This window comes from Pseudomonas sp. PVC-3-1 (genome assembly GCF_057444315.1).
Genome location: NZ_CM172023.1, coordinates 626,704 through 640,787, shown reverse-complemented (window position 1 = coordinate 640,787; position 14,084 = coordinate 626,704). Strand labels below are relative to the sequence as shown.

The following is a 14,084-nucleotide window of genomic DNA, read 5'->3' as shown; positions in this document are numbered from 1 at the left end:
GCGAAGCCTAACCCGGTTGTCGCCCGCAGGGAAGGCACCCCAGTCTGCACAACTGACCTGGAACAAGTCTGTGCCGGTGCAGAGCGGCGGTGTGCCGCTGCGGCAGGATGCCGCGACCAAGGGTCACTGTTACCGGTTGTTACCAATCGGTCATAATTCAGGGCTATAACTGTCAGACTGTGCCTGCTGTATCAGGCCCTGGAGTACGCCGTGAGCTTCATTCCCGCCGATCGTGCCTTCCCCTTTACCCGACTGCGTCGTAACCGTCGCGACGAATTTTCCCGCCGCCTGGTTCGCGAAAACGTCCTGACCACCAACGACCTGATCCTTCCGGTATTCGTCCTCGACGGCAAGAATCAGCGTGAAGCGGTGCCCTCGATGCCGGGTGTGGAGCGCATGTCCATCGACCTGCTGCTCAAGGAAGCCGAAGAACTGGTGGAGCTGGGCATCCCGGCGCTGGCGCTGTTCCCGGTGACTCCGCTGGAGAAGAAATCCCTCGATGGCGCCGAAGCCTTCAACCCCGACGGCATCGCCCAGCGCGCCACCCGCGCCCTGCGCGAGCGCTTCCCGGAACTGGGCATCATCACCGACGTGGCGCTGGACCCGTTCACCAGCCACGGCCAGGATGGCATCCTCGACGAGGACGGCTACGTCCTGAACGACATTTCCGTTGATGTGCTGGTCAAGCAGGCACTTTCCCACGCCGAAGCCGGCGCCCAGGTCGTGGCCCCCTCGGACATGATGGATGGCCGTATCGGCGCGATCCGCGAGGCCCTGGAATCCACCGGTCACATCAACACCCGCATCATGGCCTACTCGGCCAAGTACGCCAGCGCCTACTACGGCCCGTTCCGCGACGCTGTCGGCTCCGCCGCCAACCTGGGCAAGGGCAACAAGGCCACCTACCAGATGGACCCGGCCAACAGCGACGAAGCGCTGCACGAGATCTACGCCGACCTCGCCGAAGGCGCCGACATGATCATGGTCAAGCCGGGCATGCCGTATCTCGACATCGTTCGCCGCGCCAAGGACGAATTCCGCGCGCCGACCTTTGTCTACCAGGTGAGCGGCGAGTACGCGATGCACATGGCCGCGATCAACAACGGCTGGCTCAGCGAGGCGGTGATCCTCGAATCCCTGCTGGCCTTCAAACGCGCGGGCGCAGATGGCATCCTGACCTACTTCGCCAAGCGCGCGGCACAACAATTGAAAATGAAAAGCGGGGGCTGACCCCGTCGATGAGACGAGCGATGAATACCGAAGGCATTAGCGAAACCGAAGTTATCGAAGCTGACACCACCGCTGAAATCACCGAAGTCGTCGTGACGGAGGTCGCCGAGGCGACGCCGCCTCCCGCCGAACCGGCGGTTCCGGCGATCAACGTGGACGACAGTGCCCTCTACATTCATCGCGAGCTCTCGCAGCTGCAGTTCAACATCCGCGTGCTGGAACAGGCGCTGGATGAGTCCTACCCGCTGCTGGAACGCCTGAAGTTCCTGCTGATCTTCTCCAGCAACCTCGACGAGTTCTTCGAGATTCGTGTTGCCGGTCTGAAGAAGCAGATCACCTTCGCCCGCGAGCAGGCCGGGGCCGACGGCCTGCTGCCGCACCAGGCGCTGGCGCGCATCAGCGAGCAGGTGCACGAGCAGGTCGCCCGCCAGTACAGCATTCTCAACGACATCCTGTTGCCGGAGCTGGCCAAGCACGACATCCGCTTCATCCGCCGCCGCTACTGGACGCCGAAGATCAAGGCCTGGGTCCGTCGCTTCTTCCGCGACGAGATTGCACCCATCGTCACCCCGATCGGCCTCGACCCGACTCACCCGTTCCCGCTGCTGGTGAACAAGAGCCTGAACTTCATGGTCGAGCTAGAGGGCCTGGACGCCTTCGGCCGCGACTCCGGCCTTGCGATCATCCCGGCGCCGCGTTCGCTGCCGCGGATCATCCGCCTGCCGGAGGAAGTTGCCGGCCCCGGCGACAACTACGTGTTCCTGTCGTCGATGATCCACGCCCACGCCGACGACCTGTTCCACGGCATGAAGGTGAAGGGCTGCTACCAGTTCCGCCTGACCCGTAACGCCGACCTCTCGGTGGACGCCGAGGACGTCGAGGACCTGGCCCGCGCCCTGCGCGGCGAGCTGTTCTCGCGCCGCTATGGCGACGCCGTGCGCCTGGAGGTGGTGGATACCTGCCCGGTGCCCCTGTCTAATTACCTGCTCAAGCAGTTCGGCCTGTCCGAGACCGAACTGTACCGCGTCAGCGGGCCGGTCAACCTGACGCGCCTGTTCAGCGTCACCGGCCTCGCCAGCCACCCGGAGCTGCAGTCGCCACCGTTCACCCCGACGATTCCCAAGCTGCTGCAGAAGAAGGAAAACCTCTTCAACGTGCTGGGCAAGCTCGACGTGCTGCTGATGCACCCGTTCGAGTCCTTCACCCCGGTGATCGACCTGCTGCGCCAGGCCGCCAAGGACCCCAGCGTGCTGGCGATCAAGCAGACGCTGTACCGCTCCGGCGCCAACTCCGAGATCGTCGACGCGCTGGTGGAAGCCGCGCGTAACGGCAAGGAGGTCACCGTGGTGATCGAGCTGCGAGCGCGTTTCGACGAAGAATCCAACCTGCAACTGGCCAGCCGCCTGCAGCAGGCCGGCGCGGTGGTGATCTACGGTGTGGTCGGCTTCAAGACCCACGCCAAGATGATGCTGATCCTGCGTCGCGAGGACGGCGAGCTGCGCCGCTACGCGCACCTGGGCACCGGCAACTACCACGCCGGCAACGCCCGCCTGTACACCGACTACAGCCTGCTGACTGCCGACGTGGCGCTCTGCGAGGACCTGCACAAGCTGTTCAACCAGCTGATCGGCATGGGCAAGACGCTGCGCATGAAGAAGCTCCTGCACGCGCCCTTCACCCTGAAGAAGAACCTGCTGGAGATGATCAACCGCGAGGCCGCCCAAGCCGCCGAGGGCAAGCCGGCGCACATCATGGCCAAGGTCAACTCGCTGACCGATGCCAAGGTCATCCGCGCGCTGTACAAGGCCAGCCAGGCCGGCGTGAAGATCGACCTGGTGGTGCGCGGCATGTGCTGCCTGCGTCCGGGCGTGCCGGGCGTATCGCACAACATCCAGGTGCGCTCGATCATCGGCCGCTTCCTCGAGCACAGCCGGATCTACTACTTCCTCAACGGCGGCGAGGAGAAGCTCTATCTCTCCAGCGCCGACTGGATGGAGCGTAACCTCGACATGCGCGTGGAGACCTGCTTCCCGGTAGAAGGCAAGAAGCTCGTGCTGCGGGTGAAGAAGGAACTGGAGTCCTACCTGACCGACAATACCCAGGCCTGGGTGCTGCAGTCCGACGGCAGCTACGTGCGCCAGAGCCCCAGCGGTAACCAGAACGCCCGCAACGCCCAGGCGACGCTGCTGGAGCGCCTGTGCACGCCGGTGATCAGCGTTCGCTGATCCTCCCGGTGGTATCGAAAGCCCTGCCTCGGCAGGGCTTTTTTGTGCCCGAGTGCTTTTCGTGGGAGCGAGCTTGCTCGCGAACATTGCCCGGCGGAGTGGCGGGGTTCGCGAGCAAGCTCGCTCCTACAGATCATGCCGGGGCTGGCGCGCGAAATGAAAAGGCCCCGGCGTTTGCGCGCCGGGGCCTTTGTCGTTCGTGGTAGCGATCAGCTCACGCTGAGCGAATAGCCCACGCGCTTGAGCCACTCGGCTTCCTGTTCGAAGTCCGCCTGGGTCAGCGGGTTGGCCGCCAGCCAGCCATCGGGGAAGCGCACGTCCAGCGATTTGCCCGAAGCCTTCAGGGCCACCGCCGGCATTTCCTGGGTGCCACGGATGTGGTGGAAGAGAATGGCGAAGCGCAGCACGATGCACAGGCGGATCAGCTTGTCGCCCTCGTCGCCCAGCTCGTTGAACTTGTCCACCGGGATATTGCGGCGGTGGCCGCGCACCAGCAGCGCCAGGGTCAGCTGGTCCAGGCGCGAGAAGCCGGCCAGGTCCGAGTGCTCCAGCAGGTAGGCGCCATGCTTGTGGTAGTGGTAGTGAGCGATGTCCAGGCCCAACTCGTGCACGCGCGCGGCCCACATCAGCAGCTCGCGGTGGCCTTCGTCGTTCAGGTCCCAGGCCTTGGCGACCTGGTCCAGGGATTCCAGCGCCTTGGCTTCGACGCGCGCGGCCTGCTCCGGATCGACGTGGTAGCGCTCCATTAGCGCGCCGATGGTGCGCTCGCGGACGTCCTCGTGGTGGTGGCGGCCCAGCAGGTCGTAGAGCACGCCTTCGCGCAGGGCGCCTTCGGAGTGGGTCATGCGGGTCAGTTCGAGGGCGTCGAACAGCGCCTCGAGGATCGCCATGCCGGCCGGGAAGATCGGCCGGCGGTCCGGCTTGATGCCGTCGATGTCGAGCTTCTCGACCTCGCCCAGCTTGAACATCTTGCGCTTGAGCCAGGCCAGGCCGTCGGGATTGATCTCGCCGTTGCCATGGCCGCCGGCCTGGATCGCCAGGCAGATGGCGCGGATGGTGCCGGAGGCCCCGACGGCCTCGTCCCAGCCCAGGCGGCGCAGGCTGTTCTCGATGCTCATCAGCTCCAGGCGGGCCGAGGTGTAGGCCTGGGCGTAGCGCGCCGGGGTGATCTTGCCGTCCTTGAAGTAGCGCTGGGTGAAGCTCACGCAGCCCATCTGCAGGCTCTCGCGCAGCTGCGATTCGAACTGCTGGCCGATGATGAACTCGGTGCTGCCGCCGCCGATGTCGACCACCAGGCGCTTGCCGGGGTTGTCGGGCAGGGTGTGGGAGACGCCGAGGTAGATCAGGCGCGCCTCTTCACGGCCAGAGATGACTTCCACCGGGTGCCCGAGTATCTGGTCGGCGACGCGGATGAATTCGGCGCGGTTGCGCGCTTCGCGCAGGGCGTTGGTGCCCACGACACGCACCGAACCCGGCGGCATGCCGTTGATGAACTGGGCGAACTGCTTCAGACAGTCGTAGCCGCGTTGCATCGCTTCGGCGGTGAGCATGCGGTCTTCGCCGATACCGGCAGCCAGTTGGACCTTCTCGCCCAATCGCTCGAGGATGCGGATCTCGCCGTGATCGGCCTTCGCCAAAACCATGTGGAAACTGTTCGAGCCAAGGTCAATGGCCGCGATCATCGGGAAGGTCTTGGCAGGGGTATGGGGCATAGGGAGAGGTCCGGGTAAATACGGAAGACATCCTGCCATTTTAGGCAGGTAGTGCCAATGAAGGGGTTGTCACCGATCAGAAGTCACCGCGGCAGCGATAGATACACTCAATCGGCTGTGCCTTTCGGTGTGGGCCGAGGCGGGATATGATGGCGGACACTTTTTCGCATCCGATTGACGGAGAGAATACATGAGCGAACATATCGTCAATGTTACTGATGCCAGCTTCGAGCAGGACGTACTGAAGTCCGACGGTCCGGTGCTGGTCGACTACTGGGCCGAATGGTGCGGCCCGTGCAAGATGATTGCCCCGGTACTCGACGAGATCGCCAAGGACTATCAGGGCAAGCTGAAAGTCTGCAAGCTGAACATCGACGAGAACCAGGACACCCCGCCTAAGTACGGCGTGCGCGGCATTCCGACCCTGATGCTGTTCAAGGGCGGCAACGTCGAAGCGACCAAGGTCGGCGCACTGTCCAAGTCGCAGCTGGCTGCCTTCCTCGACAGCAACATCTGAGTCGAAGAAGCTCGAAAAGCCCCGCCAACGCGCGGGGTTTTTTCGTTATTGCCCCTAGACGCTCCGAAACTCGGGTGTTAAATTCGGGCGCACAACGAGTATTTCGTTGTTCCCTGCAAGCCGTCGCCGACGCACTTCCTATTCGAATTCCAAGCGATCCTGTCCGTCATCTACGGCGCGGCTCTTCAAGCATCACGCTTGTTCCCTTTTCCCCTTTCAGCGTATTTACGTCCCTTCTATGAATCTGACCGAACTCAAGCAAAAGCCGATTGCCGAATTGCTGGAAATGTCCGATGCCATGGGCCTGGAAAACATGGCTCGTTCGCGCAAACAGGACATCATCTTCGCGCTGCTGAAGAAGCACGCGAAAAGCGGCGAGGAAATCTCCGGTGACGGCGTGCTGGAGATTCTCCAGGATGGCTTCGGCTTCCTGCGCTCCGCCGATTCCTCGTACCTGGCCGGCCCCGACGACATCTACGTCTCGCCCAGCCAGATCCGTCGCTTCAACCTGCGCACGGGCGATACCATCATCGGCAAGATTCGTCCGCCGAAGGAAGGCGAGCGTTATTTCGCCCTGCTGAAAGTCGACTCGATCAACTTCGATCGTCCGGAGAACGCGAAGAACAAGATTCTCTTCGAGAACCTGACGCCGCTGTTCCCGACCAAGCGCCTGACCATGGAAGCCGGCAACGGCTCCACCGAGGACCTCACCGGCCGTGTGATCGACCTCTGCTCGCCGATCGGCAAGGGCCAGCGCGGCCTGATCGTCGCCCCGCCGAAAGCGGGCAAGACCATCATGCTGCAGAACATCGCCTCGAACATCACCCGCAACAACCCCGAGTGCCACCTGATCGTCCTGCTGATCGACGAGCGCCCGGAAGAAGTGACCGAGATGCAGCGCACCGTGCGCGGCGAAGTGGTTGCTTCCACCTTCGACGAGCCGCCGACCCGCCACGTGCAGGTTGCCGAAATGGTGATCGAGAAGGCCAAGCGCCTGGTCGAGCACAAGAAGGACGTGATCATCCTGCTCGACTCCATCACCCGTCTGGCCCGTGCCTACAACACCGTGATCCCCAGCTCTGGCAAGGTGCTCACCGGTGGTGTCGATGCCCACGCTCTGGAAAAGCCCAAGCGCTTCTTCGGCGCCGCGCGCAATATCGAGGAAGGCGGTTCGCTGACCATCCTCGCCACCGCGCTGATCGAAACCGGCTCGAAGATGGACGAAGTGATCTACGAGGAATTCAAGGGTACCGGTAACTCGGAACTCATCCTCGACCGTCGCATCTCGGAAAAACGTGTATTCCCGGCGATCAACATAAACCGCTCGGGCACCCGTCGCGAAGAGTTGCTCACCGGTGAGGAAGAGCTGCAGCGCATGTGGATTCTGCGCAAGATCCTCCACCCGATGGACGAGATCGCCGCCGTGGAGTTCCTGCTGGACAAGCTGCGCCAGACCAAGACGAACGACGAGTTCTTCGACTCGATGAAGCGCAGCAAGTAAGAGTCGCCGGCAAATCTGTTCTGGCGTTGTTGCCTGGCCTCTGCCGTACGCGAAGTACTGTCTGAGGCCAGGCGTCTAGCCAGAACCGCTTCGCTCAGATTTGTCAGCGACTCTACGCGCATCAGTAGTGCCACAAGGCCGGGGAAACCCGGCCTTCGTGTTTCTGCAAGGCGTTGATAGGCGGTAGACTGTCGCATCATCCTGCCGCCATCGAGACCCTCATGCAGTATCGCGACCTGCGCGAGTTCATCGCTGCCCTGGAGCAGCGCGGACAGCTCAAGCGCATCCAGGCGCCGGTATCCCCGGTGCTGGAAATGACCGAGGTGTGCGACCGCACCCTGCGCGCCAAGGGCCCGGCCCTGCTGTTCGAAAAGCCCACCGGCTTCGACATGCCCGTACTCGGCAACCTGTTCGGCACGCCTGAGCGCGTGGCGCTGGGCATGGGCGCCGAGGACGTCACCGAGCTGCGCGAGATCGGCAAGCTGCTGGCCTTCCTCAAGGAGCCGGAGCCGCCCAAGGGGCTGAAGGACGCCTGGTCCAAGCTGCCGATCTTCAAGAAGGTCATCAACATGGCGCCCAAGGTCCTCAAGGACGCGCCGTGCCAGGAAGTGATCGAGGAGGGCGACGATGTCGACCTGTCAAAGCTGCCGGTGCAGACCTGCTGGCCCGGCGACGTCGCGCCGCTGATCACCTGGGGCCTGACGGTCACCCGCGGGCCGAACAAGGAACGGCAGAACCTGGGCATCTACCGCCAGCAGGTGATCGGGCGCAACAAGGTCATCATGCGCTGGCTCAGCCACCGTGGCGGCGCGCTGGATTTCCGCGAGTGGTGCCAGAAGCATCCCGGCCAGCCCTATCCCGTGGCTGTGGCCCTGGGCGCGGACCCGGCGACCATCCTCGGCGCCGTGACCCCGGTGCCGGACAACCTCTCCGAGTACGCCTTCGCCGGCCTGCTGCGCGGCCACAAGACCGAGCTGGTCAAGTGCATCGGCAGCGACCTGCAGGTGCCGGCCAGCGCCGAGATCGTCCTCGAAGGGGTGATCCATCCCGGCGAGATGGCCGATGAAGGGCCGTACGGTGACCACACCGGCTACTACAACGAGGTGGACCGCTTCCCGGTATTCACCGTCGAGCGCATCACCCGCCGGCAGAAACCGATCTACCACAGCACCTACACCGGCCGCCCGCCGGACGAGCCGGCGATCCTCGGTGTGGCGCTGAACGAAGTCTTCGTGCCGATCCTGCAGAAGCAGTTCCCCGAGATCACCGACTTCTACCTGCCGCCCGAGGGTTGCTCCTACCGCATGGCGGTGGTGACCATGAAGAAGCAGTACCCCGGCCACGCCAAGCGCGTGATGCTGGGTGTCTGGTCGTTCCTGCGACAGTTCATGTACACCAAGTTCGTTATCGTCACCGACGACGACATCAACGCCCGCGACTGGAATGACGTGATCTGGGCCATTACCACGCGCATGGACCCCAAGCGCGACACGGTGATGATCGATAACACGCCGATCGACTACCTGGACTTCGCCTCGCCGATTTCGGGGCTGGGTTCGAAGATGGGCCTGGACGCCACCCACAAGTGGCCGGGCGAGACCAGCCGCGAGTGGGGCCGGGTGATCGAGAAGGACCCGGCGGTGACCCGCCGCGTCGACGAAATCTGGGCGAGCCTGGGCATCGATTGATCGGGCCGCCCCCTGTAGGAGCGAGGGGGACGCCTAGTCCTTGCTCGCGAACATGACCCCGCTGCGGGGCTGGGTTCGCGAGCAAGCTCGCTCCTACATGAACAACAACGAGAACATCGCTTGAAAGTGACCTTGCAACCCTCCGGCGCCCAGCTCGACCTGCGGCCCGGGGAACGTATCCTCGACGGTGCGCGGCGCCTGGGCTACGAGTGCCCGCAGAGCTGCCGCAACGGCAACTGCCATATCTGCGCGGCGCTGCTGGTGGAAGGCCGTGTGCGCCAGGATGGCGAGGTGCGCGACCACGGCGAACTCTTCACCTGCCTGGCTGAACCGCTGGAAGACTGTGTGCTGCACTGGGACGGCGTCCTGGCCCCCGGCGAGCTGCCGGTGCGCAAGCTGTCCTGCCAGTTGACCCTCTGCGAGCCGGTCGGTGGCGACGTCTGGCGCGTGCGCCTGCGTGCTCCGGCCGGCAAGCCGCCGCGCTACCACGCCGGGCAGTACCTGCTGATCGAGCGCGAGGGCAGCGATCCGGCGGCCTTCTCCCTGGCCTCCGCGCCGCAGGACGGGCGGGACCTGGAGCTGCACATCCTGGCCCGCGAGAACAGCGCCATCGAACTGCTGGCCCAGTTGCAGCGCGATCGCTTCGCCCGTGTGCAGATGCCCTTTGGCGATGCGCACCTGGCCGATCTGCCGGACGGCCCGCTGGTGCTGATCGCTGCGGGCACCGGTATGGCGCAGATGCACAGCCTGATCGAATTCTGCCGCGCCGCCGGCTTCGCCCATCCGGTACACCTGTACTGGGGCGTGCGCCGCCCGGAGGACTTCTACGAGCTGCCGCACTGGGAAGAGTGGGAAAGCGTGGCCAACCTGCATCTGCACAAGATCGTCAGCGACCTGTGCGGCTGGCAGGGGCGCTGCGGCCTGTTGCACGAAGCGGTGTGCGAGGACTTCGCCGAGCTGTCCGGCCTGCGCGTTTACGCCAGCGGCTCGCCGGCGATGGTCTACGGCACGCTGGATGCGTTGGTCGCCGCAGGCATGGACCCGCACCAGATGCGCGCCGACGTCTTCGCCTACGCCCCGCGAGGCTGATTCGAGCCCGCAACGCTTTTGGTAGGAGCGAGCTTGCTCGCGAACCGCACGGCACCGGCATATCCGGTAACTCTGGTTCGCGAGCAAGCTCGCTCCTACAGGTCCCGCTGTGTCGCGGCGCCGAGGGAGAATTCCTCCTGCAGCGCCGCACGAATCCAGTCCTCGAACCAGGCCACGTCGGCGCTTACAGCACCGGTAGGCAGCAGCAGTTGGTAGCTTTCCAGCGGTACTTCCTCGGGCAGCGGCCGCACCAGCGTGCCGGCGGCCAGTTGGTGCTTCACCAGCACCAGGTTGGCCAGGGCGATGCCGTGGCCGGCTTCGGCCATGGACAGGGCGTGGTCGTTGCTGACGTAGAGCACGTCGGAGTTCACCCGCAGGTCCAGCCCGATGGTGGATAGCCAGAGGTTCCACCATTCGCCGTCGTCGACGTGGATCAGCTTGTGCTGCGCCAGCTCGTGCACGCTGGTCAGCGGGCCGTGCTGTTCGAGGTAGGAGGGCGAGCACACCGGGAAAACCGCTGGCCGCACCAGAGTAGCGTGGCACTGCGGGTAGACGCCCGGAAGCCCGTAGACTATCCCCAGATCGGCGCTTTTGCCGTCAACTTCAGTGAAAGTCGGGTTGGGTTCCACCGCCACTTTCAGGCCGGGGCGTTGCTGGCGCAGTGTCTCCAGGCGCGGCATCAGCCAGCGCTTGGCGAAGGCGGGCACCACCATGATCTTCAACCAGCGCGCGGTGCCGCCCGGCGCCAGTTCGTGGCCGGCGTCGGCGATCTGCTGCAGGGCTGTGGATATCTTCGCGTAGTAGCGCTGCCCGGCGGGCGTCAAGCTCACCCCGCGCGGGGTGCGCTCGAACAACTGCACGCCCAGCCAGTCCTCCAGCAGCTTCACGTGACGGCCGATGGCCGGCTGCGTCACATGCAGGTCTTTCGAGGCGGCGACATAGCTGCCCAGCCGGGCGGCGGCCTCGAAGGCGCGGACGGCATTGAGCGGCGGAAGGCGCTGGATGGACATGGCGTGGCCTCGGGGGGTATCAGCTTTTTAGCTGTTAAATTATTTAATATCGAATGTAAGAAAATTGAGCTTTCCGCTCAACCACCTTTCTTCGAATATCCGCCTCAACAACACCACAACTTGGGCCTGACCCAAGGCCAGCGCTGCAATCCAGCGTCTCTAGTCCTGCCAGAACAACTACAAGATCCCCCGACCGCCTGCTGGTGGCGGAAGGGAAGGTACGGAGGTTTCACCATGAGTGCCCTGCACAGCCTGCAGACGGCGGCGGTCTCCATCCGCTCCGTGCGCAAGGTCTACGGCGATCCGGCGAGCGGTCCCGTCGCTCTGAAATGCGTCGACCTGGATATCCGCGACAACGAATTCTTCACCCTGCTCGGCCCCTCGGGCTGCGGCAAGACCACCCTGCTGCGGATGATCGCCGGCTTCGAGTTCCCCACCTCCGGGGAAATCCAACTCTACGGCGAGAACATCGCCGACCGGCCGCCCTTCGAGCGCCCGGTGAATACCGTGTTCCAGCACTATGCGCTGTTCCCGCACATGACCATCGCCGAGAATCTGGCCTTCGGCCTGGAGTCCCACCCGATGGGCCAGCGCATGAGCAAGGCGCAGGTTGCCGAGCGCGTCCGCGAGATGCTCGCCCTGGTGCAGATGGAGCGCTTCGCCCAGCGCAAGCCGACCCAGCTCTCCGGCGGCCAGCAACAGCGCGTCGCCCTGGCCCGCGCGTTGGCGCCGCATCCCAAGGTGCTGCTGCTCGACGAGCCGCTTTCCGCGCTCGACCTCAAGCTGCGCCAGGCCATGCGCGAAGAGCTCAAGGCGATCCAGTCCAAGACCGGCATCACCTTCATCTTCGTCACCCATGACCAGGAAGAAGCCCTGACCATGTCCGACCGCATCGCCGTGCTCTCCGAGGGCGAGGTGCAGCAGGTCGGCCGTCCCGACGACATCTACGAAAACCCGCGCAATCGCTTCGTCGCCGACTTCATCGGCGAGACCAACTTCCTCCCGGCTCGCGTCGAGAACTTCGACGGCGAGCGCGCGTACTACCGGATTGCCGGCGATCAGTTGATCGAGGCCGGCAGCCGCGAGGGCCTGAAGGTCGGCGCCGAGGTCACGCTGTCGATCCGCCCGGAGCGCCTGCAACTGGTGGCCGAGGACACCCCGTCCGCCACGCCCTGCAACGTCGTCCAGCAGATCTACCTGGGCACCGACCTGCAGTACCAGGTCAGCCTTGCCGACGGCACCCGCCTGACAGTCCGCGCGCCCAACAGCGCCGGCCAGCGTGGGCGGCTGGCAGCCGGGCAGCGCGCCGGGCTGCTGTTCGAAAAAGGCAGTGCCAGCGTCCTCGTGGACTGAGCGGAGGTGTGCATGAACCGGTTATCCACAACCGCCGGCAATTCGCTGGAGCGGCGCCAGGCGCTGCGCAGCTTCCTCGGTGTGTCGCCCGCGCTGGTTTCCATCGGCCTGTTCCTGATCGTGCCGATCTTCATCGTCGTCGGTTACTCGCTGATGCAAGCCAACCCCTATGGTGGGGTGAACCCGCACTTCAGCGTCGACGCCTATGTCTCGCTGCTGTTCGAGCGGCAGCTCGACGACAGCCTGGCCTTCGCCGACTCGTACATGGTGATCGCGCTGCGCTCCATCGGCATCGCTGCGGCGACCACCGTCATCACCCTACTGGTGGGCTTCCCGGTGGCGGTGTGGCTGGCGATGCAGCCGGCGCACCGTCGCGGCCTGCTGATCTTCCTGATCACCGTGCCGTTCTGGGCCAACCTGCTGATCCGCACCTACGCCTGGATCCTGCTGCTGCGCGGCACCGGCGTGGTCAACGGCACGCTGATGAGCCTCGGCATCATCCACCAGCCGCTGAATATGCTCTACACCGACGGCGCCGTACTGCTGGGGCTGGTCTACACCTACGCGCCCTTCGTGGTGCTGCCGATCTACGCCACCCTCGAGAAGATGGACATGCGCCTGCTCGAGGCTGCCCAGGACCTCTACGCCGGACGCATCCGCACCCTGCGCAAGGTCGTCCTGCCGATCGCCCGTCCGGGCATCCTGGCCGGCGCCATCCTCACCTTCGTGCCGTGCCTGGGCGCGATGATCGCCCCCGAACTGCTCGGCGGCGGCACCAAGATGATGCTCGGCAACCTGATCTTCCGGCAGTTCAGCGACTCGCGGAACTGGCCCTTTGGTGCGGCGCTGTCGCTGGTGCTGATGGGCGCGGTGATGCTGGTGCTGATGTTCTATGCGATGCGCGCCGAACGCCTGCGTATCGCCCGGGGAGGTGAATGATGCTCTCGCTGCTGACCAAGCGCCGCCTTGGCGTACAGGATTTCCGTGGCTTCGGCGTCCTGAGTTTCCTGTTCTATCTCTACCTGTACGCGCCCATCGTGGTGCTGGTGGTGCTCTCGTTCAACGCCAACCAGTCCGCCACCGTGTGGACCGGCTTCAGCTTCGACTGGTACCGCGCCGCTTTCGCCAACCAGGCGCTGCGCCAGGCCGCCGGCAACAGCCTGCTGATCGCCGTGTGCGCCAGCGTGATTGCCACGGCGATCGCCACCCTGGCCGCGCTGGGCACCTCGCGCGGGGCCAAGTTCAAGGGCCTGCGCCTGTCCATGGGGGCGATCATGTTGCCGCTGGTGCTGCCCGAGATCGTGGTCGGCGTCGCCACCCTGGCGCTGTTCTCCACCCTCGGCCTGTCGCTGGGCTACGGCAACCTGATCATCGCCCACACGGTGTTCTGCATCCCGTTCGCCTACCTGCCGATCCGCGCGCGCCTCAACGACATGGACCTGTCCCTGGAGCAGGCCGCCGCCGACCTCTACGCCGGGCCCTGGCGGACTTTCCGAAAGGTCACCCTGCCGCTGCTGATGCCGGGGATCTTCTCCGGGTTGATGCTGGCCTTCATCGTCTCGCTGGATAACTTCGTGATTTCGATGATGGTCTCCCAGGCCGGCACCACCACCTTGCCGATCTTCATCTTCGGCCTGCTGCGCATGGGCGTGACGCCTGATGTGAACGCGGTGTCGACCCTGATCCTCGGCGTTTCCGTGCTGTTCGTAACCCTGTCGTTCCTGCTCGGCAAGAAGAAGGCCTGAGCCCACATACCGGA

11 protein-coding genes are annotated in these 14,084 nt (G+C 64.6%); 9 read left to right on the top strand and 2 right to left on the bottom strand.

What is annotated here, in order from left to right; all coding sequences use genetic code 11:
- Positions 1 to 210: 210 nt before the first annotated feature.
- Complete coding sequence (hemB, locus tag AC2T4A_RS03095) at positions 211 to 1,230, top strand: porphobilinogen synthase (protein ID WP_138213195.1); 1,020 nt, start codon at positions 211 to 213, stop codon at positions 1,228 to 1,230.
- Positions 1,231 to 1,250: 20 nt separating this feature from the next.
- Complete coding sequence (ppk1, locus tag AC2T4A_RS03090; protein ID WP_416743683.1) at positions 1,251 to 3,455, top strand: polyphosphate kinase 1; 2,205 nt, start codon at positions 1,251 to 1,253, stop codon at positions 3,453 to 3,455.
- A gap of 209 nt (positions 3,456 to 3,664) precedes the next feature.
- On the opposite strand, the gene ppx is transcribed toward ppk1, so the two are convergent.
- Positions 3,665 to 5,167 carry an exopolyphosphatase gene (gene ppx, locus AC2T4A_RS03085; RefSeq protein ID WP_416743681.1) on the bottom strand — a complete coding sequence of 501 codons (1,503 nt, stop codon included), beginning with the start codon at positions 5,165 to 5,167 and terminating at the stop codon, positions 3,665 to 3,667.
- Between the two features lie 190 nt (positions 5,168 to 5,357).
- On the opposite strand from ppx, the gene trxA reads away from it, so the two are divergent.
- The 4 genes from trxA to AC2T4A_RS03065 all read left to right on the top strand — a co-directional run bounded on the left by trxA (position 5,358) and on the right by AC2T4A_RS03065 (position 9,962).
- A complete protein-coding gene (trxA, locus tag AC2T4A_RS03080; protein WP_015475045.1) occupies positions 5,358 to 5,684 on the top strand; it encodes a thioredoxin TrxA in 327 nt (108 codons plus the stop codon).
- A 238-nt stretch (positions 5,685 to 5,922) separates the two neighbouring features.
- Entirely contained in the window at positions 5,923 to 7,185 is a 1,263-nt protein-coding gene (gene rho / locus AC2T4A_RS03075) for a transcription termination factor Rho (protein WP_015475046.1), read from the top strand.
- Between the two features lie 221 nt (positions 7,186 to 7,406).
- Positions 7,407 to 8,873 carry a 4-hydroxy-3-polyprenylbenzoate decarboxylase gene (ubiD, locus tag AC2T4A_RS03070; protein WP_478379707.1) on the top strand — a complete coding sequence of 489 codons (1,467 nt, stop codon included), beginning with the start codon at positions 7,407 to 7,409 and terminating at the stop codon, positions 8,871 to 8,873.
- Between the two features lie 120 nt (positions 8,874 to 8,993).
- The gene (locus AC2T4A_RS03065; protein WP_486742696.1) at positions 8,994 to 9,962 is read left to right on the top strand and encodes a CDP-6-deoxy-delta-3,4-glucoseen reductase; all 969 of its coding nucleotides are present in this window, start codon (positions 8,994 to 8,996) and stop codon (positions 9,960 to 9,962) included.
- A 95-nt stretch (positions 9,963 to 10,057) separates the two neighbouring features.
- On the opposite strand, the gene AC2T4A_RS03060 is transcribed toward AC2T4A_RS03065, so the two are convergent.
- Positions 10,058 to 10,972, bottom strand: coding sequence for a LysR substrate-binding domain-containing protein (locus tag AC2T4A_RS03060; protein WP_416743678.1), 915 nt, complete (start codon positions 10,970 to 10,972; stop codon positions 10,058 to 10,060).
- 234 nt (positions 10,973 to 11,206) lie between these two features.
- On the opposite strand from AC2T4A_RS03060, the gene AC2T4A_RS03055 reads away from it, so the two are divergent.
- The 3 genes from AC2T4A_RS03055 to AC2T4A_RS03045 are packed head-to-tail and all read left to right on the top strand — an operon-like array spanning position 11,207 to position 14,070.
- On the top strand, positions 11,207 to 12,325 hold the full coding sequence (locus tag AC2T4A_RS03055; RefSeq protein ID WP_416743676.1) for an ABC transporter ATP-binding protein: 1,119 nt from the start codon (positions 11,207 to 11,209) through the stop codon (positions 12,323 to 12,325).
- A 12-nt stretch (positions 12,326 to 12,337) separates the two neighbouring features.
- Positions 12,338 to 13,264 carry an ABC transporter permease gene (locus AC2T4A_RS03050; protein ID WP_416743675.1) on the top strand — a complete coding sequence of 309 codons (927 nt, stop codon included), beginning with the start codon at positions 12,338 to 12,340 and terminating at the stop codon, positions 13,262 to 13,264.
- A complete protein-coding gene (locus AC2T4A_RS03045) occupies positions 13,264 to 14,070 on the top strand; it encodes an ABC transporter permease (protein ID WP_416744370.1) in 807 nt (268 codons plus the stop codon). The genes AC2T4A_RS03050 and AC2T4A_RS03045 overlap by 1 nt, the downstream gene beginning before the upstream one ends.
- Positions 14,071 to 14,084 lie beyond the last annotated feature (14 nt).

What these genes read in the sequence shown, in the direction of transcription:
- AC2T4A_RS03060 (WP_416743678.1), bottom strand. Translation starts at nt 10,972, where the DNA reads ATGTCCATCCAGCGCCTTCCGCCGCTCAATGCCGTCCGCGCCTTCGAG.
- ubiD (WP_478379707.1), top strand. Translation starts at nt 7,407, where the DNA reads ATGCAGTATCGCGACCTGCGCGAGTTCATCGCTGCCCTGGAGCAGCGC.
- AC2T4A_RS03045 (WP_416744370.1), top strand. Translation starts at nt 13,264, where the DNA reads ATGCTCTCGCTGCTGACCAAGCGCCGCCTTGGCGTACAGGATTTCCGT.
- rho (WP_015475046.1), top strand. Translation starts at nt 5,923, where the DNA reads ATGAATCTGACCGAACTCAAGCAAAAGCCGATTGCCGAATTGCTGGAA.
- ppx (WP_416743681.1), bottom strand. Translation starts at nt 5,167, where the DNA reads ATGCCCCATACCCCTGCCAAGACCTTCCCGATGATCGCGGCCATTGAC.
- ppk1 (WP_416743683.1), top strand. Translation starts at nt 1,251, where the DNA reads ATGAATACCGAAGGCATTAGCGAAACCGAAGTTATCGAAGCTGACACC.
- trxA (WP_015475045.1), top strand. Translation starts at nt 5,358, where the DNA reads ATGAGCGAACATATCGTCAATGTTACTGATGCCAGCTTCGAGCAGGAC.
- AC2T4A_RS03055 (WP_416743676.1), top strand. Translation starts at nt 11,207, where the DNA reads ATGAGTGCCCTGCACAGCCTGCAGACGGCGGCGGTCTCCATCCGCTCC.
- AC2T4A_RS03050 (WP_416743675.1), top strand. Translation starts at nt 12,338, where the DNA reads ATGAACCGGTTATCCACAACCGCCGGCAATTCGCTGGAGCGGCGCCAG.